Source organism: Corallococcus sp. AS-1-12 (genome assembly GCF_020036995.1).
GTDB lineage: Bacteria > Myxococcota > Myxococcia > Myxococcales > Myxococcaceae > Corallococcus.
Window position 1 is genome coordinate 520,876 of record NZ_JAIQDD010000002.1, and the last position, 19,621, is coordinate 540,496.

At 73.0% G+C, this 19,621-nt stretch carries 16 protein-coding genes; 7 read left to right on the forward strand and 9 right to left on the reverse strand.

What is annotated here, in order from left to right; translation table 11 throughout:
• Positions 1–48 precede the first annotated feature (48 nt).
• On the reverse strand, positions 49–1,110 hold the full coding sequence (locus K8556_RS04520) for an asparaginase (RefSeq protein ID WP_223738755.1): 1,062 nt from the start codon (positions 1,108–1,110) through the stop codon (positions 49–51).
• Positions 1,111–1,213: 103 nt separating this feature from the next.
• Between K8556_RS04520 and K8556_RS04525 the strand changes: the two genes are divergently transcribed.
• From K8556_RS04525 to truD, 3 genes are read left to right on the forward strand one after another with little or no spacing between them, the layout of a single operon-like run.
• Complete coding sequence (locus K8556_RS04525; protein ID WP_223738756.1) at positions 1,214–2,173, forward strand: thioredoxin domain-containing protein; 960 nt, start codon at positions 1,214–1,216, stop codon at positions 2,171–2,173.
• A 7-nt stretch (positions 2,174–2,180) separates the two neighbouring features.
• Entirely contained in the window at positions 2,181–3,500 is a 1,320-nt protein-coding gene (locus tag K8556_RS04530; protein WP_223738757.1) for a DUF4388 domain-containing protein, read from the forward strand.
• Entirely contained in the window at positions 3,497–4,519 is a 1,023-nt protein-coding gene (gene truD / locus K8556_RS04535) for a tRNA pseudouridine(13) synthase TruD (RefSeq protein WP_223738758.1), read from the forward strand. The genes K8556_RS04530 and truD overlap by 4 nt, the downstream gene beginning before the upstream one ends.
• A gap of 185 nt (positions 4,520–4,704) precedes the next feature.
• On the opposite strand, the gene K8556_RS04540 is transcribed toward truD, so the two are convergent.
• Together K8556_RS04540 and K8556_RS04545 are read right to left on the reverse strand one after the other, a co-directional pair.
• Positions 4,705–6,135 carry an OmpA family protein gene (locus K8556_RS04540; protein ID WP_223738759.1) on the reverse strand — a complete coding sequence of 477 codons (1,431 nt, stop codon included), beginning with the start codon at positions 6,133–6,135 and terminating at the stop codon, positions 4,705–4,707.
• A gap of 17 nt (positions 6,136–6,152) precedes the next feature.
• On the reverse strand, positions 6,153–6,470 hold the full coding sequence (locus K8556_RS04545; RefSeq protein WP_223738760.1) for a DUF4398 domain-containing protein: 318 nt from the start codon (positions 6,468–6,470) through the stop codon (positions 6,153–6,155).
• Between the two features lie 158 nt (positions 6,471–6,628).
• Between K8556_RS04545 and K8556_RS04550 the strand changes: the two genes are divergently transcribed.
• Together K8556_RS04550 and K8556_RS04555 are read left to right on the forward strand one after the other, a co-directional pair.
• Entirely contained in the window at positions 6,629–7,612 is a 984-nt protein-coding gene (locus tag K8556_RS04550) for a HEAT repeat domain-containing protein (protein WP_223738761.1), read from the forward strand.
• Positions 7,609–8,592, forward strand: a complete 984-nt coding sequence (locus K8556_RS04555) for an N-acetylmuramoyl-L-alanine amidase-like domain-containing protein (protein WP_223738762.1) — start codon at positions 7,609–7,611, stop codon at positions 8,590–8,592. The genes K8556_RS04550 and K8556_RS04555 overlap by 4 nt, the downstream gene beginning before the upstream one ends.
• Positions 8,593–8,596: 4 nt before the next feature.
• On the opposite strand, the gene K8556_RS04560 is transcribed toward K8556_RS04555, so the two are convergent.
• Positions 8,597–9,061, reverse strand: a complete 465-nt coding sequence (locus K8556_RS04560; protein WP_223738763.1) for a DUF2007 domain-containing protein — start codon at positions 9,059–9,061, stop codon at positions 8,597–8,599.
• Between the two features lie 78 nt (positions 9,062–9,139).
• Positions 9,140–9,502 carry a response regulator gene (locus K8556_RS04565; RefSeq protein WP_014395148.1) on the reverse strand — a complete coding sequence of 121 codons (363 nt, stop codon included), beginning with the start codon at positions 9,500–9,502 and terminating at the stop codon, positions 9,140–9,142.
• Between the two features lie 159 nt (positions 9,503–9,661).
• On the opposite strand from K8556_RS04565, the gene hpf reads away from it, so the two are divergent.
• Positions 9,662–10,024 (forward strand): ribosome hibernation-promoting factor, HPF/YfiA family, encoded by a 363-nt coding sequence (gene hpf / locus K8556_RS04570; RefSeq protein WP_223738764.1) that lies wholly within the window; start codon positions 9,662–9,664, stop codon positions 10,022–10,024.
• A 156-nt stretch (positions 10,025–10,180) separates the two neighbouring features.
• Positions 10,181–12,244, forward strand: coding sequence for an MXAN_5187 family protein (locus tag K8556_RS04575; RefSeq protein WP_223738765.1), 2,064 nt, complete (start codon positions 10,181–10,183; stop codon positions 12,242–12,244).
• A 75-nt stretch (positions 12,245–12,319) separates the two neighbouring features.
• Here the strand turns inward: K8556_RS04575 and K8556_RS04580 are convergent, their stop codons facing one another.
• From K8556_RS04580 to K8556_RS04595, 4 genes are all read right to left on the reverse strand, one after another.
• Positions 12,320–13,969: an ATP-binding protein gene (locus K8556_RS04580; RefSeq protein ID WP_223738766.1), complete on the reverse strand. Its 1,650-nt coding sequence runs from the start codon at positions 13,967–13,969 to the stop codon at positions 12,320–12,322.
• 118 nt (positions 13,970–14,087) lie between these two features.
• Positions 14,088–15,452, reverse strand: a complete 1,365-nt coding sequence (locus tag K8556_RS04585; RefSeq protein WP_223738824.1) for an ABC transporter substrate-binding protein — start codon at positions 15,450–15,452, stop codon at positions 14,088–14,090.
• 194 nt (positions 15,453–15,646) lie between these two features.
• Complete coding sequence (locus tag K8556_RS04590) at positions 15,647–16,999, reverse strand: VCBS repeat-containing protein (RefSeq protein WP_223738767.1); 1,353 nt, start codon at positions 16,997–16,999, stop codon at positions 15,647–15,649.
• A complete protein-coding gene (locus tag K8556_RS04595; protein WP_223738768.1) occupies positions 16,996–19,611 on the reverse strand; it encodes a penicillin-binding protein 1A in 2,616 nt (871 codons plus the stop codon). Before K8556_RS04595 ends, K8556_RS04590 begins: the two co-directional genes overlap by 4 nt.
• Positions 19,612–19,621 lie beyond the last annotated feature (10 nt).

Consider the following 19,621-nt stretch of genomic DNA (forward strand, 5'->3'; position numbering starts at 1 on the left):
CCTTTTCACGGCGGCAAGCACACCCACGCTCCTTTCACGCACCCGGTGTCAGCCGACCCGCCCCACCCGCGCCGGCCGGCGCCTGGGTTTCTCCGGTGGCGGAACTGTCGGCCGCCCGACGGACAGCTCGCCGGCCACGGGCGTCCGGAGGAAGCGGGCGAGGGCCTCGCCCCCCCGGGGATGCTCCGCCAGCCCCTGCATCAGCTTCACCAGCGCCGCGGACGGGGTCATGTCCGCGCCCCCCACGGCCCCCTCCGCCAGTGCCTTGGCCCCGGACTCATAGAGCGTGAGGTCCACCCCGTTGCGGTACGACTGGCTCACCACCAGCACCGGGACGCCCCGCTCCCGCGCCTGGACGAAGAGCGGCAGCAGCGAGCGGCCCAGCTCCGGCGCGATGGGCACGTTGCCCGCCCCGTACGCCTCCAACACCAGCCCCTTCACGTGCGGCAGGAGCTGCAGGGGCAGGGCCGGGTCCAGCCCGGGGTACACCTTCAGGAGGAAGACGCGCGGATCCAGCCGGTCGTGGAGCCGGAAGGGGCCCCGGGACACGAGGCCCTTCTCGAAGGTGGCGTCCACGCCCAGCGTGCCCAGCACCGGGAAGTTGGGGCTCTCGAAGGCGTCGTACTCCGCCACCTTCACCTTGCGCGTGCGGTTGCCCCGGTACAGGTGCGAGTCGAAGCAGATGGTCACCTCGCGCGGACCCTGGAGCGCGGAGAGCACCGCGTCGATGAGGTTCAGCCGCGCGTCCGAGCGGATCTCCCCCAGCGGCCGCTGCGAGCCCGTCAGCACCACCGGGCAGGGCGGATTGCGCAACATGAACGACAGCGCACTCGCCGTGAAGGCGAGCGTGTCCGTTCCATGGGTCACCACCGCCCCGTCGAAGTCCGGCAGTCGACGGTGGAGGTGGGCGGCCATCCGGCTCCAGAGCTCCGGCTGCATCTCCGAGCTGTCCAGGTTGGAGAACAGCTCGAGTTCGATGTCGGCCAGTTGGAACAGCTCCGGGGCTCGCTTGCGGAGCGTCTGGAAGAAGGCCGCGGGACGCAGGGCGGAAGGCCGGCCACCGGCCATTCCGAGCGTGCCTCCCGTGTGCAGCAGCAGGACTCTGGGCATGGGCGAGGGGCCGTCTGCCAAAGGCCGCCTTGCTTTACAAGCCCGGCGCGCGTGGCTAAACCCCGGGGCCGTGCTCCTCCCTCGATGGAAGCGTGTTGCTCCCGTGCTGGCCGCGGCGACCCTGATGGGCGCCGGCTGCGCCAAGAGCGCGGAAGTCCCGGCCACCCCCAAGGCCCCGGCGGCCGCCGCTCCGGCCCCGGCCCCCGCCGCCGCTCCGGCCGCGAGCCCCGCCGCGGAGGCGCCCTCGTCGGATCCGGCCCAGGTGCTGACGGGCATCCCCGGCATGGACTTCTCCGCGCTGCCGCCCGCGGCCAAGCGCGAGCTGGCCACGGTGTTCAGCGACGAGTTCTGCTACTGCGGCTGCCCCCACTCGCTGGGCGCGTGCCTCAAGCAGCACACGCCCTGCAAGCACGCGAAGCGGATGGCGCGGCTGTCCGCCCGGATGGTGGCGGAGGGCGGGCCCGCGAGCGAGGTCATCGTCACGCTGTCCAAGTACTACGCGTCCTTCCGCGAGCCGCGCGTGCAGCTCCAGGTGGATCCGCGCATGTGCCAGGGGGACGCCAACGCGCCCGTGACGGTGGCGGAGTTCTCCGACTTCGAGTGCCCCTTCTGCGGCAAGGCGCGGCCCATCCTGGAGGGCTTCGCGAAGAAGCACCCCAGCGAGGTGCGCTTCTGCTACCTGCCGTTCCCGCTCTCCATGCACCCCAACGCCGTCCCCGCCGCGCAGGCGGTGCTGTGGGCGCGCGACCAGGGCAAGTTCTGGCAGATGCACGACGCGCTCTTCGGCCAGCAGAACAACCTCAAGCCGGAGGCGCTGCCCGCGCTGGCGAAGTCGGTGGGCCTGGACGGGGACAAGCTGGCCGCCGTGCTGAGGACGGAGCAGTACAAGGACGAGATTGAAGGCTTCCGCGCGCAGGGGCGCATGGCGGCCATCAACAGCACCCCGTCCGTGTTCTTCAATGGACGCGCCTACGAGCTGGGCTTCCAGGAAGGGCAGTTGGAGCACAGCATGGAGGACGAGGTGGAGTGGCGCGCGAACAACAACGCGTGGGCCGCTGACTGACGCTTTGATGAACCCACGCTTCCGCATCGATGGCGCCGCGCAGTTGGTCCCCGAGGACCGCACCGGCATCCCCGCGCTCGCGGGACGCTCGGGGACGTACGCGCTGATGCCCACCGCGCCCGACCTGCTGGTGTTCTCCCGCACGCCGCCGGAGGGCGGCTCCATCCCCACGCCGCGCGTGGTGCTTTCGGGGGACGCGGGCGGGTTCCCGCTGTCGGACCTCATCGCGTTCCTCAGCCAGTCGCGCTGGAGCGGCGTCATCCGCGTGCACACGCCGGGCGGCGAGCGGTCGCTCACGCTGCGCGAGGGCGAGGTGCGCGGCGCTACCTCCGAGGAGCCCGCGGACCGCCTGGGCGAGGTGCTGGTGCGGCTGGGCTACGCGGACCGGGCTCAGGTGGAGGCGGTGCTGCGCGAGCAGTCGGCGTCCAAGCTGGGCCGGGCGCTGGTGGAGAAGGGCGTGCTGCAGGCGCACGACCTCTTCAAGTGCGTCACGCACCAGGTGAGTGAGATCTTCCACGCCATCGTGCTGTGCCGCGAGGGGTCGTTCTTCCTCATCGACCAGCCGCTGGACGAGAAGACGGGCCACTCGCTCCAGCTATCCACGCAGAGCCTGCTGATGGACAGCATCCGGAAGATCGACGAGATGGCGCACTTCCGGAAGCGCATCCCCCACGGCCGCATGTACGTGGCGCGCAAGCGCCCGTCCGACGGCAAGCTGGAGGAGGACGAGGACCGCGTGCTCGCGATGCTGGACGGGCGGCGCACGGTGCTGGAGCTGGGGCACGCGGCGCGGCTGTCCGAGTTCGACGTCACCAAGGTCGTCTTCCGCCTGCTGGAGGGCGGCTTCGCGGGGCTGACGGACAAGCCCGCGGGGGCGCCCGCCTCGGCCGTGGCGCAGGAGAAGACGGCGGCGCCGCGCGTGCGTCCGCCGGTGCGCGCGCCGGCTCCGGTGGATGCCCGGCCGGTGGCGCGCGTCTTCAACTTCATCTTCCGGGAGATCCGCGACGAGGTGGCCCGCTCCGGCATGGACCGCGAGTTCATCGCGGCGGCCAACGCGGCGCTGTCCAACCAGGCGCTGTCGTCGTCTCCGGTGCTGGAGGGGCTGGCGTTCGCGGCGGATGGGAGCCTGCCGGAGGGCCGGCTGATGGAGGCCTTCGACAAGCACCGCGCCCAGTTGGGCAGCGAGCCGCTGGCCTCGTTCCGTCAGGCGCTGAGCGACGTGATGTTCTTCCTGCTGTTCCAGGCGGGGGAACTCTTGGAGTCGCGCGCGGACGAGGACCTGGCCCGCCGGGTGAAGGAACTCCTGGCCACGCTCGAGGCGCCGTGACGGACACCGGCTTTCCGAGGCTGACCGCGGGCGTGCCCGGGTGCGGCGGCGCGTTCAAGCTCTCCCCCGAGGACTTCGAGGTGGAGGAGCTGCCGGCGTACCTGCCCTCCGGCGAGGGCACGCACCTGTACCTCTGGGTGGAGAAGCGCGGCCGGGACACGCGCGAGGTGGTGCGCGCGCTGGCGACCGCGCTGGGCGTGCGCGAGGACGACATCGGCGCCGCCGGCATGAAGGACCGGCAGGCGGTGACGCGGCAGTGGCTGTCCGTGCCCGCGAACGCGGAAGGCCGGCTGCCGGAGTTCGCGCTGGACGGGGTGCGCGTGCTGGAGGCGAAGCGGCACGGCAACAAGCTGCGCACCGGGCACCTGAAGGGAAACCGCTTCCGGCTGCGGCTGCGCGGCGTGAAGGACCTGGGCGCGGCGCGGGAGTCCTTCTCCCGGCTGGCCGCTGAAGGCGTGCCCAACTACTTCGGGGAGCAGCGCTTCGGGCGGGCCGGGGACAACGCGGACCTGGGCCGGATGCTCATCCTGGGGCAGCGGCTGCCGAAGCGGCCGGACCGCTTCCAGCGCAAGCTGTACCTGTCCGCCTTCCAGTCGCGCCTCTTCAACCAGGCGCTGGCCGCGCGGCTCACCGCGGGCACCTTCGCCACGGCGCTCCTGGGCGACGTGCTGCGCAAGGAGGAGACGGGCGGCCTCTTCGTGTGCGAGGCGCCGGACGTGGACGGTCCGCGCGTCGCCGCGTTCGAGGTGAGCCCCGCCGGGCCGATGTTCGGCCCGAAGATGACCGCCTCCAAGGGCGAGGTGGCGGAGTTCGAGGCGCGGCTGCTCGCGGACGCGGGCGTCACGCTGGGGGACTTCCAGCGGGGCGGCGACGAGACGGAGGGCACGCGCCGTCCGTACCGCGTGCGGCTGGGTGCGGCGGAGCTCACGGCGGATGGCGAGGACGCGCTGCTCACGTTCGAGCTGCCGCGCGGCGCCTACGCCACCGAAGTGCTGCACGAGCTGCTCAAGGACGGCTGAGGCCTCCGGCCCGCGCTGGCGCTGCCTCGCGGTTCGACGCCTCGGAGGGGCGCGAAGGTCGTCAGGGCCTCGCGCTGCTTCGTGCCCGGAAACGACCGCGCCTCCCTGGGCGTGAGGCCCGGGGAGGCGCGTGGGGGAGCCGCTTGTCCCGCTCCGTCCTGGACGGAGCGGGGTGGGGCGTCACGTCACTGCCGGATGACGTTGAACTCCGTGCGGCGGTTGAGCGCGCGGCCGGCCTTCGTGTTGTTGGGCGCCACGGGCTTCGTCTCACCGAAGCCCACGGCCTCCATGCGGCCCGGGTCGATGCCGCGCTTGAGCAACTGCGCCATCACCGCGTCGGCGCGCTTCTGGGACAGCTTGAGGTTCGCCGTGTCGTTGCCCATCGAGTCGGTGTGGCCCTCGATGCGCATCTTGCGGATCCACGGCGCGTCCTTCAGCGCCTGCGCCACCTCATCCAGGATGGTCGTGCTCTGCTTGCCGATGATCTTCGCGGAGCCGGTGCCGAAGAGGATCTGCTTCTTGATCTCAATGCGGTCCTTCTTGACGATGACCATCTTGTACTGCTTGGCGCACCCGCGCTCCTCCTTCACGCCCGGGTCGTCAGGGCACGCGTCCAGGCGGTCCACCACGCCGTCGCCGTCGCGGTCCGGATCCGGGCAGCCGCCGTTCTCCTGCGGGCCGGACTCGTTGGGGCACCTGTCCTGCGCGTCCGGCACGCCGTCGCTGTCGTTGTCCAGGTCCGGGCAGCCGTCCTCGTCCTGGTAGCCGTCCTTGTCCTCCGGCTCGTCCGGGCACTTGTCCTTGTCGTCGTTGATGCCGTCCCCGTCCTTGTCCACGATGGGGCAGCCCAGGTTCTGCAGCGGGCCCGGCTCGTTGGGGCACTTGTCCGTGCCGTCCACGATGCCGTCCAGGTCGTTGTCCAGGTCCGGGCAGCCGTCCTCGTCCTCGAAGCCGTCCTTGTCCTCGGGCTGGTCCGGGCACCGGTCCACGTTGTCCAGCACGCCGTCGCCGTCGCGGTCCTTGGGGGCCTCCGGCGGGCAGCCGTTGTTCTCCGCCACGCCGGGGATGAGCGGGCACTTGTCCTGCACGTCCAGCACGCCGTCGCCGTCGTTGTCCGGGTCCGGGCAGCCGTCCTGGTCCTGGAAGCCGTCCACGTCCTCGGCCTGCTCGGGGCAGGGGTCGTCCTTGTCCAGCACGCCGTCGCCGTCGTTGTCCGTCTCCTCGATGCTCACCACCACCTGCTGCTGCTGCTGGGGCTGGGTGGGCTGCTGGGGCTGCTCCGGCTGCTGCGGCGTCTCCGGGCGGTCGCGCACCAGCACCTGGCGCGGGCCGCAGTTCTTGGACAGCTCCAGGGCGCGCTTCACCGCGGTGTCGGCGTCGCGCACGTGCTGGGCCGCGCGCGAGCTGTTGCCCTGGCTGAGCTCTCCGCGGGCGAAGTCGAGGTTGGCCTCCGCGGCGGCCAGCTCCGCGGGCGCGCAGCGCAGGGCTCCGCCACGGCGGGCGCGCTCCACGTCGGCGGTGAGCACCTCCGTGTCAGCGCGGATCTTGTTGCCGCTGACGCAGGCGAGGGAGGTGAGCAGCAGGGTGAAGAGCGCGGACTGGGTCAGACGCTTCATCGGAGAACGCTCGGGCGTCACGGGTTCTGGGGGCGGCCCTGGGAGTCGCCGCTGTTGGCCGCGGACATGGCCTTCTCACGCGCCTCGTTGGCGAAGCGCGAGGCCTTCACGGCGAAGTCCACGCCGGCCTGGTAGTCCGAATAGCCGACCTCCTCCCGCGCCTTCTGCAGGTAGAGGTTGGCGGCCGTCCACTCGTAGGGGGCTTCCTTCTGCGCCCCGGCGGTGCGCGCGGCCTGGATCTGCACCTCGGCGTCGAGGATGTTGGACGTGGACTTCACGGGGCCACATGCGGTCAGCACGCCCGCGAACGCCAACAGGAGCGACTGCTTCGTCATCACGAGGGCCTCGGTCGACAGAGCGGAGACAGACTGGTCGACGGTCGTATCAATCGCCTCCGGGGGGGTCAAGAATCGGGCGGTTGGCGTGGAGCAGGGGGCCGGGCGGAGGGGTGGACTTTGACGGCGGGTGCCGTGCTTGCCATCGTTCCGGACCTGTGCGTCCACCGTCCGTCCGTGCCCTGCTCGTCGTGCTGCTGTTGCCCCTGACCGCCCTCTCCGGACCGGGGGCCGCGTCCAAGAAGGCCCAGGGCCGCGCGGAGGCGGACATCGTGCTCAACCAGGTGGCCAACGGCGGCCCCGTGCCCGCCGCCACGTCTCGCCTGCGCTTCCTGCGCCAGGAGGCCTACGCGGCCGAGGAGATTGGCCCGCTGCTGCGCACCACGTACGAGGAGCGCACCCGCCGCAACCTGGCGGCGCTGCTGGCGTCGCTGGGCGCGCGCACGGGGGAGGCCACGCTGGTGAAGCTGGCGTCGGACGGCGACAGCACCGTGCGCATGTACGCGGCGCAGGGGCTGGCCCGGCTTGGCAGCCGCAACACCGCCGCCGTGCTGCCGCTGCTCCAGGACAAGAGCAGCGGCGTGCGCCGCGAGGCCGCGCGGGCCCTGGGGGCGTCCCGCAACCCGAAGATGGGCAAGCCGCTGATGGCCGCCGCGAAGGACGAGCAGGAGCTGGAGGTCCGCGCGGCGCTGCTGGAGGCCGCGGGCGCGACCGGCGACGCGAAGCAGAAGGCCGCGCTCAAGGCATACCTGGACAGCGACTCGGAGAGCACGCGCTTCGCCGCGGCCCGGGGCCTGTGCCGGCTGGGCGCCCCGGAGGGCTTCGCCTTCGCGCAGAAGCTCCTGGGCCACACGGACAAGTTCGTGCGCCGCCAGGGGCTGGTGCTCTTCGAGGGCGTGCCGGCGAAGAAGGCCAGCCCCGTGCTGACGCCGCTCTTGAAGGACGCGGACCGCACCCTGGCCGCCACCGCCGCGCGCGTGCTGTACCAGGGCGGCGATGCCGCGTCGCTGGACTGGCTGGTGCTCGCGTCGTGGAACGCCAAGGGCGAGGAGAAGCTCGTCTACGAGAAGGAGCTGGAGACGCTCCAGCTCGCGGACGACCGGCGCAAGGCCATCCTGCGCAAGGCCGGGGTGGCGCCGTGAGCCCGTGGGGTGTCTGCGCGCTCGCGCTCCTGTCCCAGGCCCCCGCGAAGCCCCCGGCCACGCCGGCCGTGCCCCCGGCGCGCGCGGTGCCCGCGTCGCTCACCTCGCCCGCGCATCCGGCGGCCCCGGTGGCCCCCCCCGTGAGGGAGAACGGCTGGAGCGCGCTCACGCCCGAGCAGCGCGCGGCCCTCATCGCCGACAAGGCCGACTCCCCGCTGGCGGAGCGCCTCCTGGGCATGAGCGAGAAGTTCCTCGACACGCCCTATGTCCTGTCGCCGCTGGGAGAAGGGCAGGGCGTGGACCCCGACCCCACCTTCCGCCTGGACGCGGTGGACTGCCTCACCTTCGTGGAGGAGACGCTGGCCCTGGGGCTGGCGCACGGCGAGCCGGAGGTGCCGGCGCTGCTGGAGCGGATCCGCTACGCGAGCACGCCCACCTACGAGGACCGCAACCACCTGATGGAAGCGCAGTGGCTGCCCAACAACATCAAGAAGGGCCTGCTGGTGGACGTGACGCGCAGGTACGCGAAGGAGGACACCGTCTCCGTCACCAAGAAGCTCACCGCGCACACCTGGCAGTCGAAGTCGTCCATGGCGCTGCAACTGCCCCGCGAGCGCCAGCCCGTGGGCACCTTCACCCTGGACATGATTCCGTTGGACAAGGTGCTCGAGCACGCGCGCGGCGTGGCGTCCGGCACCATCCTCGTCGTGATGCGCGAGGACCTGCCGCTGAAGGCCACGCGCATCACCCACCTGGGCTTCGTGGTGCAGAAGAAGAAGCGCACGTACCTGCGCCACGCGTCCCGGGGCGGCTACAACCGCGTGGTGGACGAGGACCTGGAGACGTTCCTCGCCCGCAACGCGCGCTACGACAAGTGGAAGGTGACGGGCGTGAGCCTCTTCGAGGCCCGGCGTCCGCCCGCCACGCTCGCGTCCCAGCCCGCGCCCGCTCAAGGCAGCGCGGACGTGGGCTCACCCTGAGGCGCTAGTACGCGGGAGGCGCGCTGGTGTCGGCCGGGGCCTGGCGCGCCCGCTCGTCCTCCAGCTCCTCTTCCTCCGCCGCGCGGCCGGCCTCGTCCGCGTAGGCGCGCGCCTGGATCTTCTCCTCCTCCAGGAGCCGGGCGGCGCGGACCTGCTCGGTGTCCGGCACCAGCAGCTCCCACCAGGGCAGCAGGTTGCCCGTGGTCAGCTCGTCCACCACGCCTGAGCGGCCGGGGCGCACGATGAGCGGGATGCGGTGCTCGTCCAGCACGTCCACGAAGACCTGGGCCGTCACGGGGTCGTCCGCGATGCCCGCCCTCACGAAGCGGCGTTGATCCAGCTCATGGGGCAGGGGCAGCCCCCGCTCGTGCATCTCCTCCGCGGAGACGAGCGGCGGGTGGTTGGGGCAATCCGTGCAGTCCACGACACTGTCCTGATACTCCGAGCCACACCGTGCGCAGTACCTCATGAAGCCCTCCTGGGCGATGGCTGGAATGTTAGGAACGGCTCGCGCGGATGGCAGGCGGTGCCCCGCGCGAATTTCCCGTCAGTGCCGCGCGGCGTCCCCCAGCTCGCCCACCATGCGGCTCAGGCGCTCCACGTCGATGGGCTTGCGCAACACGGCATCGCAGTAGTCCGCGCCCTCCACCTGTGCGTAGCCGGAGACCAGGACGACGCGGGCCCTGGGCTCGCGCTCCTTCACCTGCTGCGCCAGCTCCGTGCCGTTCATTCCGGGCAGGGATTCATCCGTCACGACGACGTCGGGGTGCGTGGCCTCGAACGCCTTCAGGCCCGCCACGCCGTCCGACGCGGTGGTGACCTCGAAGTCGTCCTCCAGGAGCTCCGCCAGGAGCTCGCGGCTGTCCCCGTCGTCCTCCACCAGCAGCACCTTGATTCGCTCGCCATCCATGCGACTAGAGCAACCCGGTGCGGCGCGGGATTCGTCCAACGCGTCCCGGGCGCGGTGACGTCCGGCCGGCTGCTTCGGGGGAGGGCAGGCGGGAAGGCTTGCGACAGCCCCTCACGGGCGGGCGGGGGACTGCCCATGTTTATGCCCGGAGGTGAATCCATGAAGGTGCAGCTGCGGGGAGTGCATCTGGGGCTGAACGACAACCTGAAGCAGTACGTGGACACGCATCTGGTGGCGCATATCGAACGGTTCGCCGAGGACGAGGCGTCGGAGATCGAAATCGCGCTCGTGGACATCAACGGGCCCAAGGGAGGCGTGGACAAGGAGTGCCGGGTGACGGTGCGCATGCCCGGCCTGGAGGCCGTGCACGTGACGGAGACATCGGAGACGCTGTTCCAGGCCATCGACGCAACGCGTGACCGCCTGGAGAAGGCCATCAAGCGCGCGGTGGAGCGACGTCGCCAGGGCATGGGGAACAGCGGCATGCCGTTCGACCTCAACGCCGACGCGACGAACTACTAGGCGGCCGGCCGTATCGGGCGTGACAGAACGAAGGGCCCGGGAATTCCGGATGCCAGCCAGGCATCCGGCCCCCGGGTTCCTTCGGGCCAGTTCCTTGCTGGGGTCGAACGGTGGACGCTATAAGCGGACCTCTCACCCCTGGGCTAAAGGACGGCGATGGTCCGCCTCAAGTTCCTGCTGTTCGCACTCCTGGTCCTCGGACTGGGCCTGGCTCACCTCCCGACGCTGTCGGCGCCTCAGCGCGCGCGCGCGGTGGAAGGTGCGTCGCTCCAGGCCGCGTCGGGCACCGGCGAGGTCGCGCGTCGCGTGGATGCACGCCGCGCCGAAGTGCAATCCCTGGCGCTGAAGCTCGCCGGCAGCCCCCAGGTGGCCGCCGCCATGCGCGCGCTGACGCCCGCGCCCGCGCCGAAGTCCCCGCGCGACCGCTACGGTTCGAAGGACGCGGAGGAGCCGGCCGGGATGCTGCCGCTCACCGCGGAGCGCTTCGGCGCGCTGCGCACCGCCGCGCAGGCCGGTCTGCCCCAGGAGCTCCAGGGCGCGGTGGTGGCGGTGGTGGCCGGCGACGCGGTCTTCCACGCCCGCGCGGGCGCCGAGCCCTCCTCGGACACCGCGGCGCTGGACGTCGCGGCGCTCGCCCGGGCGGGCACGTCCGTGGTGGACGCCTTCGGGGCGCCGCACGTGTTCGCGGCCGTGCCGCTCGCGTGGGGCGGTGAGGGGACCCCTGCTCCGGCGGTGACGCTGGTGGTGGGCGCGCCCCTGGCCGCGGAGGCCGCGCTGCAGGGCGCGCTGGAGACGTCCGGCGCGGCCGCGGTGGGGCTCGTGCAGGGCGACAAGGTGGTGGGCGGCGTGGGCGCGGAGAAGGCGCGGCTGGATGGCGCGCTGCCCCGGCTGACGGCGGGTGCGAAGGACACGGTGCTGGAGTCGGGTTCGCTCCAGGCGCTGGGCCCGGTGCAACTGCCTGCCTTCACCAACGGCGACGCGATGGGCGGCCAGGCGCCGCTGTTCGTGGGCTCGCGCCAGGCGCTGGCGGGCACGCCGTACGAGGTCGTGGTCCTCGCGGGCACGGCGGCGACGCTGGCGCCGCTGGCCGCGTACCAGCACACCGCGCTGCTCGCGCTCGCGGGCCTGTTGGTGCTGAGCCTGCTGTGGACGGCGCTGATGGGCGGGAGCAAGAAGTCCTCCGACGAGGAGACCGTGTCGGGCGGCTCCGACACGCTGGGCTGGGGCGCGGCGATGGCCGCTCAGCAGTCCGCGCCCCCCGCGCAGCCCGTGAGCACCACGTCTCCGCCGGCTCCGGCCCCCGTGGCCGCTGCCCCCGCGGATCCGTTCGCGTCGAGCGCGCCCCCGGAGCCCGTGTCCAACCCGTTCGGGTCGGCCGCGCACGCGGAGCCCCTGTCCAACCCGTTCGCCTCGGTGGCGCCGCCGGCCGCGGATCCGTTCTCGGGCGCGGATGCGTTCCCCTTCCCGGGGACTCCGGCTCCGGCCGCGGATCCGTTCGCGATGCCTCCGCCCCAGGCCGCCGCGCCGCTGGCGGATCCATTCGCGATGCCTCCGCCCCAGGCCGCCGCGCCGCTGGCGGATCCGTTCGCGGGCGCGGATGCGTTCCCCTTCCCGTCTCCGCCCGCGGCCTATCCGCCGCCGGCCGCGGAGCCGTTCGCGCCGCCTCCGGCGTACGCGCAGGGGGGCGCGGTGCCCTTCGAGCCCCCGCCGGCCGAGCCCATTGCCCCGGCCGCGCCGCGCCACGGCGCGTTCGCCTTCGAGGATCAGCCCACGGCGGCGTACTCGCTCCAGCAGGCGGCCAATCCGTTCGCGCTGGCGGCGGCGCAGTCCTCCGAGCCGGAGTCCCCGGAGACGACGCGCGTGGCGGCGATTCCGCGCGAGCTGCTCCAGGCCAGCACCCGGCCCACGTCCGAGGCCATCCCGATGCCGGCGCCGCGCTCCAGCGGGCCGCAGGCGATTCCGCTGCCCATGCCGGGCGGCAACGGCGCGGCGGCGGCGCTGTCGGAGGAGCAGCACTTCCAGGACGTCTTCCGCGAGTTCGTCACCACGCGCGAGCGCTGCGGTGAGCAGGCGGACGGCCTGACGTACGACAAGTTCGTGCAGAAGCTGCGCAAGAACAAGGAGCAGCTCGTCACGAAGTACGCGTGCAAGACGGTGCGCTTCCAGGTCTACGTGAAGGAGGGCAAGGCCGCCCTCAAGGCGACGCCCGTCAAGGACTGACGGCCGCGCGCCACCGTGCGGTGCCCGAAGGCCCGGGACCTCTTTCACGAGGTGCCGGGCCTTCTTGCGTGAGGGTCAGCTCGCTCGGGGGAGCACGACGCTGAAGCGGGCTCCCTGGCCCGGCTCTCCGCCGACCTCCAGGCGTCCGCCGTGCTCCTGGAGGATGCGCGCGGCGATGGCCAGCCCCAGGCCGGTGCCGCCGTCCTTGGTGGTGAAGTAGGGCTCGAAGACGCGGGCGCGGTGTTCCAGGGGGATGCCGGGGCCCTCGTCCTCCACCTCGACGATGGCGTCCGCGTCCGTGCCCTTCACGCGCACGCGCAGCGCGCCGCCCTTGCCCGCCATCGCTTCCTCCGCGTTCTTCACCAGGTTGACGAGCACCTGGGTGAGCTGGTCGCGGTCCGCGCGGGCCACCACGCCTGTCTGGAGCGCGGGGACCAACTGGATGCCCTCGGGGGGCGCGGCGTACAGCGACAGGACGCCCTGGGCCAGCTCTCCCAGGTCCACCGGGGCGAGCTGGGGCTTGGGCAGGCGCGCGAAGCGGCTGAACTCGTCCACGATGCGCCGCAGCCGCTCCACCTCCTCCAGCACCACGCCCGCGCTCTCCTTGAAGAGGGTGGGGAAGCTGGGGTGGCGCGCCTCGTGCGCGGCCATCAGCGTCTCCAGCGACATGCGGATGGGGGTGAGGGGGTTCTTGATTTCGTGCGCCAGCCGCCGGGCGACCTCCTGCCACGCGGCGATGCGCTCGGTGGCCATCAGCCGCTCGGTGGTGTTCTTCAGCTCGGACGTCATGTGGTTGAACGTCCGGACCAGCTCGCCCACCTCGCCGGTGGCGCGGGCCGTCACCTGGACGTCCAGCGCGCCCTCGGCCACGCGGCGGGCGCCGGAGGTGAGGGCCTCCACGGGCCGCGTCATCCAGCGGGACACCAGCAGGCCGAGGAGCGCGGCGAAGCCCAGGCCCAGGCCGGCGAGGAGGAGGAAGGCGCGCATGACGCCCTCCTCGGCTTCGCGCGCGGCGGCGCGGCTGAAGGTGAGGCGCACGGAGGCGGCGTCGCCCAGCGGCAGCACCTGCTCCACGGTGGGCGGGGCGGCGCTGCCCGCGTGCGCGACCTGGGCGCCGCCGGACAGGAGCGTCACGTCGGATTGCGTGAGGCGGGCCAGGTGCTGGGCCAGGCCGTCGTCCAGGACCACGCCGCCCACGGCCCACAGGCGCACGTCGCCGTAGTCCACGGGGCGCGCGGTGACGAGCGCGGGGACCTGGCGCAGGCCCGCGTCGCCCCGCACGTCCACGCGCACGGGCACGGGCCTGGGGGACTTCTCCTTCGTCACGGCGAAGAGGGCGGGGTCCGGGTCGCCGCGCCGGGCGGGCAGGTGGCCGGAGGACAGCACGGTGCCGTTGCGGTCGAAGAGCGTGAGCACGGTGAGGCCGCGGCTCTTCATCAGGCCCTCGGCGGTGTTGGCCTGGATGACGCGCAGGGGGGCGGTGCGCGATTCGCGCACGAGGTCCTCCATGGCGGGGCTCTCCACCAGCTCCTCGACGGCGCGGCGCGCGTTGGCGGCGGAGCGCTCCAGGGACTCCTGCGCGGAGGCGGTGGCGGCCGTCATGCGCGCGTCGAGTTCGCGCGACAGCGTGTCGCGAAGGCGCGTCAGCGTCAGGGGAACGACGACCGCCAGCGGCACCAGCGCGAGCAGGGCGAAGGCGAGCGCGAGCCGGGTCCTCAGGCGCATGCGGGCCCGTCCTTCCCATTGGCTGCCGAGTGGATGAGGCTCATGGTCGGCCTTTGCCGCCCGAAGCCCAAGCGACGGCAGTGCCTGAGCGCCGCATGCGCAGCCACACCTTCGGGGCTCATGGCCGGCCTCCGCCGCCAGTGGCCTCGATGGGGGCGAGCCAGGCGCCTTCGAGCACGGGCAGGCCCTGGGCATCCAGCACCAGCCCGGTTACCTCCGGTGCCGCGCGCAGGGCGAGCCCTTGCGCGTACAGCGGGATGATGGGCACGGAGGGCGCGAGCGCCAGGGCCCGTTCGCGGCTTCGCGCATCCCGGGCCCCCGCGTCCGTCAGGGCCCCGATGGGCGGCAGCTCCACGCCGAGCAGGTCTCGACGTCCTCCGGCTTCCAGCACCACCGCCAGCGCGGGACCGGGAACGGGCGGCAGCAGGAACGCGCTCAGCATCAGCTCGAAGTCGCCCTTCGCCTGACGGCTTCGCAGCGCGGCGCGCGACTGCGGCTCCAGCGCGACGGTGTAGCCCTGGTCGTGCAGCTTCACCTGGATGCGTTCGGCCACGGCGCGTTGATCCGCCAGCGCGGCGTCATAGGCGAGCGTCACCTTGCGGGTCGCTCCCGCGGGGGCCGTGGGCCGGGGCCTGGGCCCCTGGGGCATCAGCGCGGGCGGCAGCAGGTTCGCCATGGGCACCGCCGGGCCCCTCACGAACAGGCGCGTGAGGTCCTCGCGGTCGATGGCGCTCTCCACCGCCTGCCGGAAGTCCGCGGGCACCTTCCGGGGGGAATACGCCAGATAGGTCGCGTACAGCCCGGCGCCTGTGAGCGTGTTGTCGTCGGGCGGGGTGCCCAGCACCACCTGCACCTGCCGCGCGGACCACAGCCGCGCGAGGCCCCGCTCATCCGTGGCGGTGAGCGCCAGCCGGTCCACGTACGGACGACCTTCGGGCCACGCGGCCTGGGCCCCCAGCACGCCCCGGCCCTCGGCGCTGAACGGCCCCGACGCGGGCGACGGCGGCGTCGCGAGGGCAGGGTGGCACAGCGCGCGCTCCAAGTCGGGCCACGGAAACGCCAGCGCCAGGTCCAGCGTGGCGCCCGTGGACGTCACCTGACGGCCTTCACCGCGTAGCGGATACAGGAGCGCGCGATACGGAGACGGCGACTCCGTGGCGGACAGCCGCGTCCACGCACGGGCCACGGCGGCCGCGCTGGCCGCAGAGGGCATCGTCACACGCAGGGCCTGCGGCACGGGGCGCGACAGCTCTCGCGCCAGCGTCGGGTGCACCTGCCCGCCGGAGTCCACGCGGCACACCGGCCGCGTCAACAGCCCCAGCAGCGCGGCCTCCATCGGCGTGTCCGCGAGCGCGGGCTCCCCGATTTCAGGTGGCCCCGCGTGCGCCACCCGCAACTCGCCCCCGTAGCGCGGACGGCTGGCCGCCAGCGCCGGAGTGGAAGCCATCAGCACGAGGCCCGCGAGGGCGGTGCGGATCCTCACGATGCCCTGCCGTCCATACCGCGGTGCCGCTGCTGCTTCGCGGCGCACCGGTTGGAGCGGCGCCCCGCTGGAGCGCGACGCCATCACCGGGACTTCGCCGCGCTCATGAGCCTTCATCACGGTGCACCCTGACGCGGGAGGACCCACTCGCTCGTGTCGCTGGCGCACGAGGGCGCGTGTCGTTCGAGCCTTCATCACGGTGCACCCTGGCGCAGGAGGAACAGCTCGCTCGTGCCGTCCGGCTTCCACGAACCCACGAGGACTTCACGGCGCTTGTCGCCATCCAGGTCCGCCGTCACCACGTACAGCGCCCGGCCCGGCGGGAGCGCCCCCTGCCACAGGGGCTCATGCGCCATCGGCGCGTCGGAGCCCAGCGACAGCACCCGCAGCACGTCCGGCGACGGCTGGAGCTGCGGTGACGTGGTGAGCAGCTCCGGCGCCCCGTCCCCATCCAGGTCTCCCAGCGCGCTGCCCGCGCCCAGCCCGGACACCTTCAGCGGCGCGGACGTGGGACGTGCGTAGAGCGACGCCGTGCTGTCCGCGTGCACGAACAGCATGCGCGGCCCCGCGAAGCTCGCCGTGCCGAAGGGCGCGGGCACCGTGAGGCTCCGCCCGTCCGCCAGCCGGACCTCGGGCGCGAACACCGTCTGCCCCGGCACGAACGCCCCGCGCTCCGCCGTCCCCAGCGGCGCGGCGTCCAGCGTCCCCGACGTGCGCAGCGTCCCCTTCGCCTTGTCCAGCACCAGCACCTCGCCGCGCGCGAACCGCGTGCTCCAGGCCGCGAGCCTCGGCGGCCCCGTCAGCACCGCCAGCGCGCCGAAGGGCTCGCGCGTCGTCGCCGCGGCCGCCGCCCCTTCCAGCTCCCGCCGCGCGAGCACCCGCCCGTCCGCGCTGAACACCACCACCTCGTGCTCGGTGAGCGCGGCCACCTCGTCGCGGCCATCGCCATCCAGGTCCCCGGCCGCCAGCGCGGCCAGCGGCGTCTCCAGCCTCGCGAACACCGCGCCCAGCAGGCGCACCGGCCTCCGAGGCTGCGGCCCCGGGCCCGTCACCCCCGACGACGGCGTCCCCACCGCCGCCAGCGACAGCACCGCGGCGTCGGCCTCCACGCCCTCGGCCACGGCGGCGGCGGGCTTCGGCGGACGCGTGGGCGTGCGGCCGGACCAGAAGTTCACCCACGTGCCCAGCACGTCCCCCCGCGCCACCAGCTCGCCGCCCTCCACGTCCAGCGTGAGCCGCGCCAGCGAGCGGGCTCCCTGTTCGCGGGCGGCGGCCTCGGCGCGCTCGGGCGGGACGTCCAGCACCACCGGCCCCAGGTTCATCGCGGAGAGCCGCGCGGCGAGCAGCGTCCCGAACGCCCGGCGCAGCTCCGGCGAGCTTCCGGACAGGCAGAGGGCCACGGGCGCCTCCGCGGGCGCGCCGCGGATGGCGTCGGCCACGGCCAGGGCCAGCCGGGCGGAGGCAGGAGGCTCGCGTTCGTCCGACTCCGCGAAGGCGGGCAGGGCGAACGCGAGCGCGAGGACCAGCGACAGGAGCGAGCGACTCACAGCCCCCTTTTGCCACCTTCCTCCAGGAAGTAGTTGTCCGGCGTCACCTGTCCGGGCGGCGGGGCCTCGGCGGTGGGCTGGGTGCCCTCCAGGTAGGGCTCCATCCGGCCCGGGACGGCGTTGCCCGCGAGCAGCCCGCTGACGGGGTCGATTCGCACCTGGGTGACGCCCGGAGGCACCTCGAAGTCACGCGCGGGCAGGCCCTCCTCCGCCACGCGCATGAAGTTGAGCCAGATGGGCAGCGCCGCCCGGCCACCCGTCTCGCTGCTGCCCAGGGGCGTGTTGTCATCGAAGCCCACCCACGCGCTGGCCACCCAGTCCATCGTGTAGCCGTTGAACCACGTGTCCTTGGACTCGTTGGTGGTGCCCGTCTTGCCCGCGGCGGGGCGGTTCAGCTCCCGCACCGCGCGCGCGCTTCCGTCCTCCACCACGCTGCGCATCAGCGACGTCGTGAGGTACGCCACCGCCGGGGGCAGCGTCTCCTCGAAGGCCGGCTGGTGCTCCTCCAGCACCGTGCCCTTCGCGTCGCGCACGCGCAACAGCGTCAGCGGCTCCGCGTAGCGGCCGTTGGCCTGGAGCGTGGCGTACGCGTTGACGGCCTCCAGCATCGTCACCTCGCCGGTGCCCAGGGCCAGCGTGAGGTTCTCCGGCATGGTGGAGCGGATGCCGGCCCGGCGCGCGAAGTCGATGGCGGTCGCGGGCGTAATCGACTCGATGAGCCGCACGGACACCGTGTTCTTCGACTTGCTCAGCGCCGTGCGCAGCGTCATGGGGCCCTCGAAGCGACCGTCGAAGTTCTTGGGCCGCCACGTCTTGCCCGTGTACGGGTCGCGGATGGACTCCGGCGCGTCGTTCACCATGGAGAGCGGCGTGAAGCGTCCGCTGGCCAGGGCCGCGCCGTAGATGAAGGGCTTGAACGACGAGCCCGGCTGCCGCTTCGCCTGCGTGGCGCGGTTGAACGACGAGCGCTCCGCGTCGTAGCCGCCCACCATGGCCACCACGTTGCGGTTGGCCGGGTTGATGACCACGAGCCCGCCCTGCACCAGGGGCACCTGATCCAACGTGGCCTCCACGAAGGCCGGCGCCGGAGGGGCCTTGAGCACGCGCACGAACACCAGCTCCCCGGGCGTGAACACGTCCGAGATGTTCTTGGGGGCGCTCTTCTTCTTCTGCCGCGCCCAGGTGACGGAGTCGAAGGACACCTCCGCGGTGCGGCCCACCAGGTCCACGCGCGCCACGTTGCGCTTCGCGTCCACCTCCGTGACGTAGCCGGTGAGGCGCAGCCCCTCCTCCATCGGCTTGAGGAGGACCTGTCCCGCGCGCTCGCGCTCCGGAGACCGGGCCTCCTCCTCCTCGGAGTCCGTGTCCGCGGCCAGGGCGGCGGGCTGCTGCTCCTCGGCGCCCTCCACCTCCGGCGCGGTGGGCGTCTTCGCCGGAGCCGGGGCGGCGAGCGGCTGGGCGAGCGGCGCCAGGTCCGCGACATACCCCTGGTCCTTCTGGCGGCGGCCGGCCTCCTCGATGCGCTGGACGATGAGCTCGCGGTAGCGCTTCCACTGCGCCTCCTCTAGCCTGCCCTGCGCGCCCCGGTAGCCCTGGCGCCGGTCCAGCGCCTCCAGGCCGTCGCGCACGGCCTGCTCGGCGGTGGCCTGGAGCTTGGGCACGAGCGCGATGTCCACGCGCAGGCCGCCCTCCATCACCATCTTCTCGCCGTAGCGTTCAATCAGCGTGCGGCGGATCTCCTCCGCGTAGTACGCGCCCGCGCTGACCGGCTTGCGCGGCGCGAGCACGATGGGCTTCTCCTTCTCCGCCTCCACCACCGCGCGCGGCACGAAGCCCTGTCCCGCCATCTGCTCCAGCACGTAGCGCTGGCGCGCCTTGGCGCGGGTGATGTTCGCCACGGGGTTGATGCGGTGCGGGGACTGCACGGTGCCCGCGAGCACGGCGGCCTCGCCCACGGACAGGTCCTTCGCGTGCTTGCCGAAGTAGAAGAGCGCGGCCTCCTCCAGGCCGTAGCGGCGCTGCCCGAAGTACACGCCGTTGATGTAGAGGCTGAGGATCTGATCCTTGGTGAGCGCCTGCTCCAGGCGAGGGGTGAGGATCCACTCGCGGATCTTGCGGCCCAGGCTGCGCTCGGGCGTGAGCAGCATGTTCTTCACCACCTGCTGCGTGAGCGTGGACGCGCCGGACTTGCGGCTGCCGGGGATGAGGTTCTTCACGCCCGCGCGCAGGATGCCGAAGGGGTCCAGGCCCTCGTGCTTGTAGAAGTCCGCGTCCTCGGCGGCGAGGAACGCGTTGCGCACGTGCGGGGGCAGGTCCTCCATGCGCACGAGCGTGCGGCGCTCCAGCGCGTACTCCGCGCAGAGCGAGCCGTCCGCGCACGTCACCTTCGTCACCTGTGGCGGCTGGTAGTTGCGCAGCGACTCCACGGAGGGCAGGTCGCGGCTGAAGTAGACGTACGTGCCCACGCACACGCCGATGAGGAGCACCAGCCCGACGGCGCCCAGCACCAGGAGCCGCTTCGTCCAGCGCCACAGCGCGGCGCCGAAGCCGCCCTTCCGGGGCGGCGGGGCTCCGGTCGGGGCCGGGGGGAGGGGCTCGGGAGGAGGAGGCATCGGTCGGGCC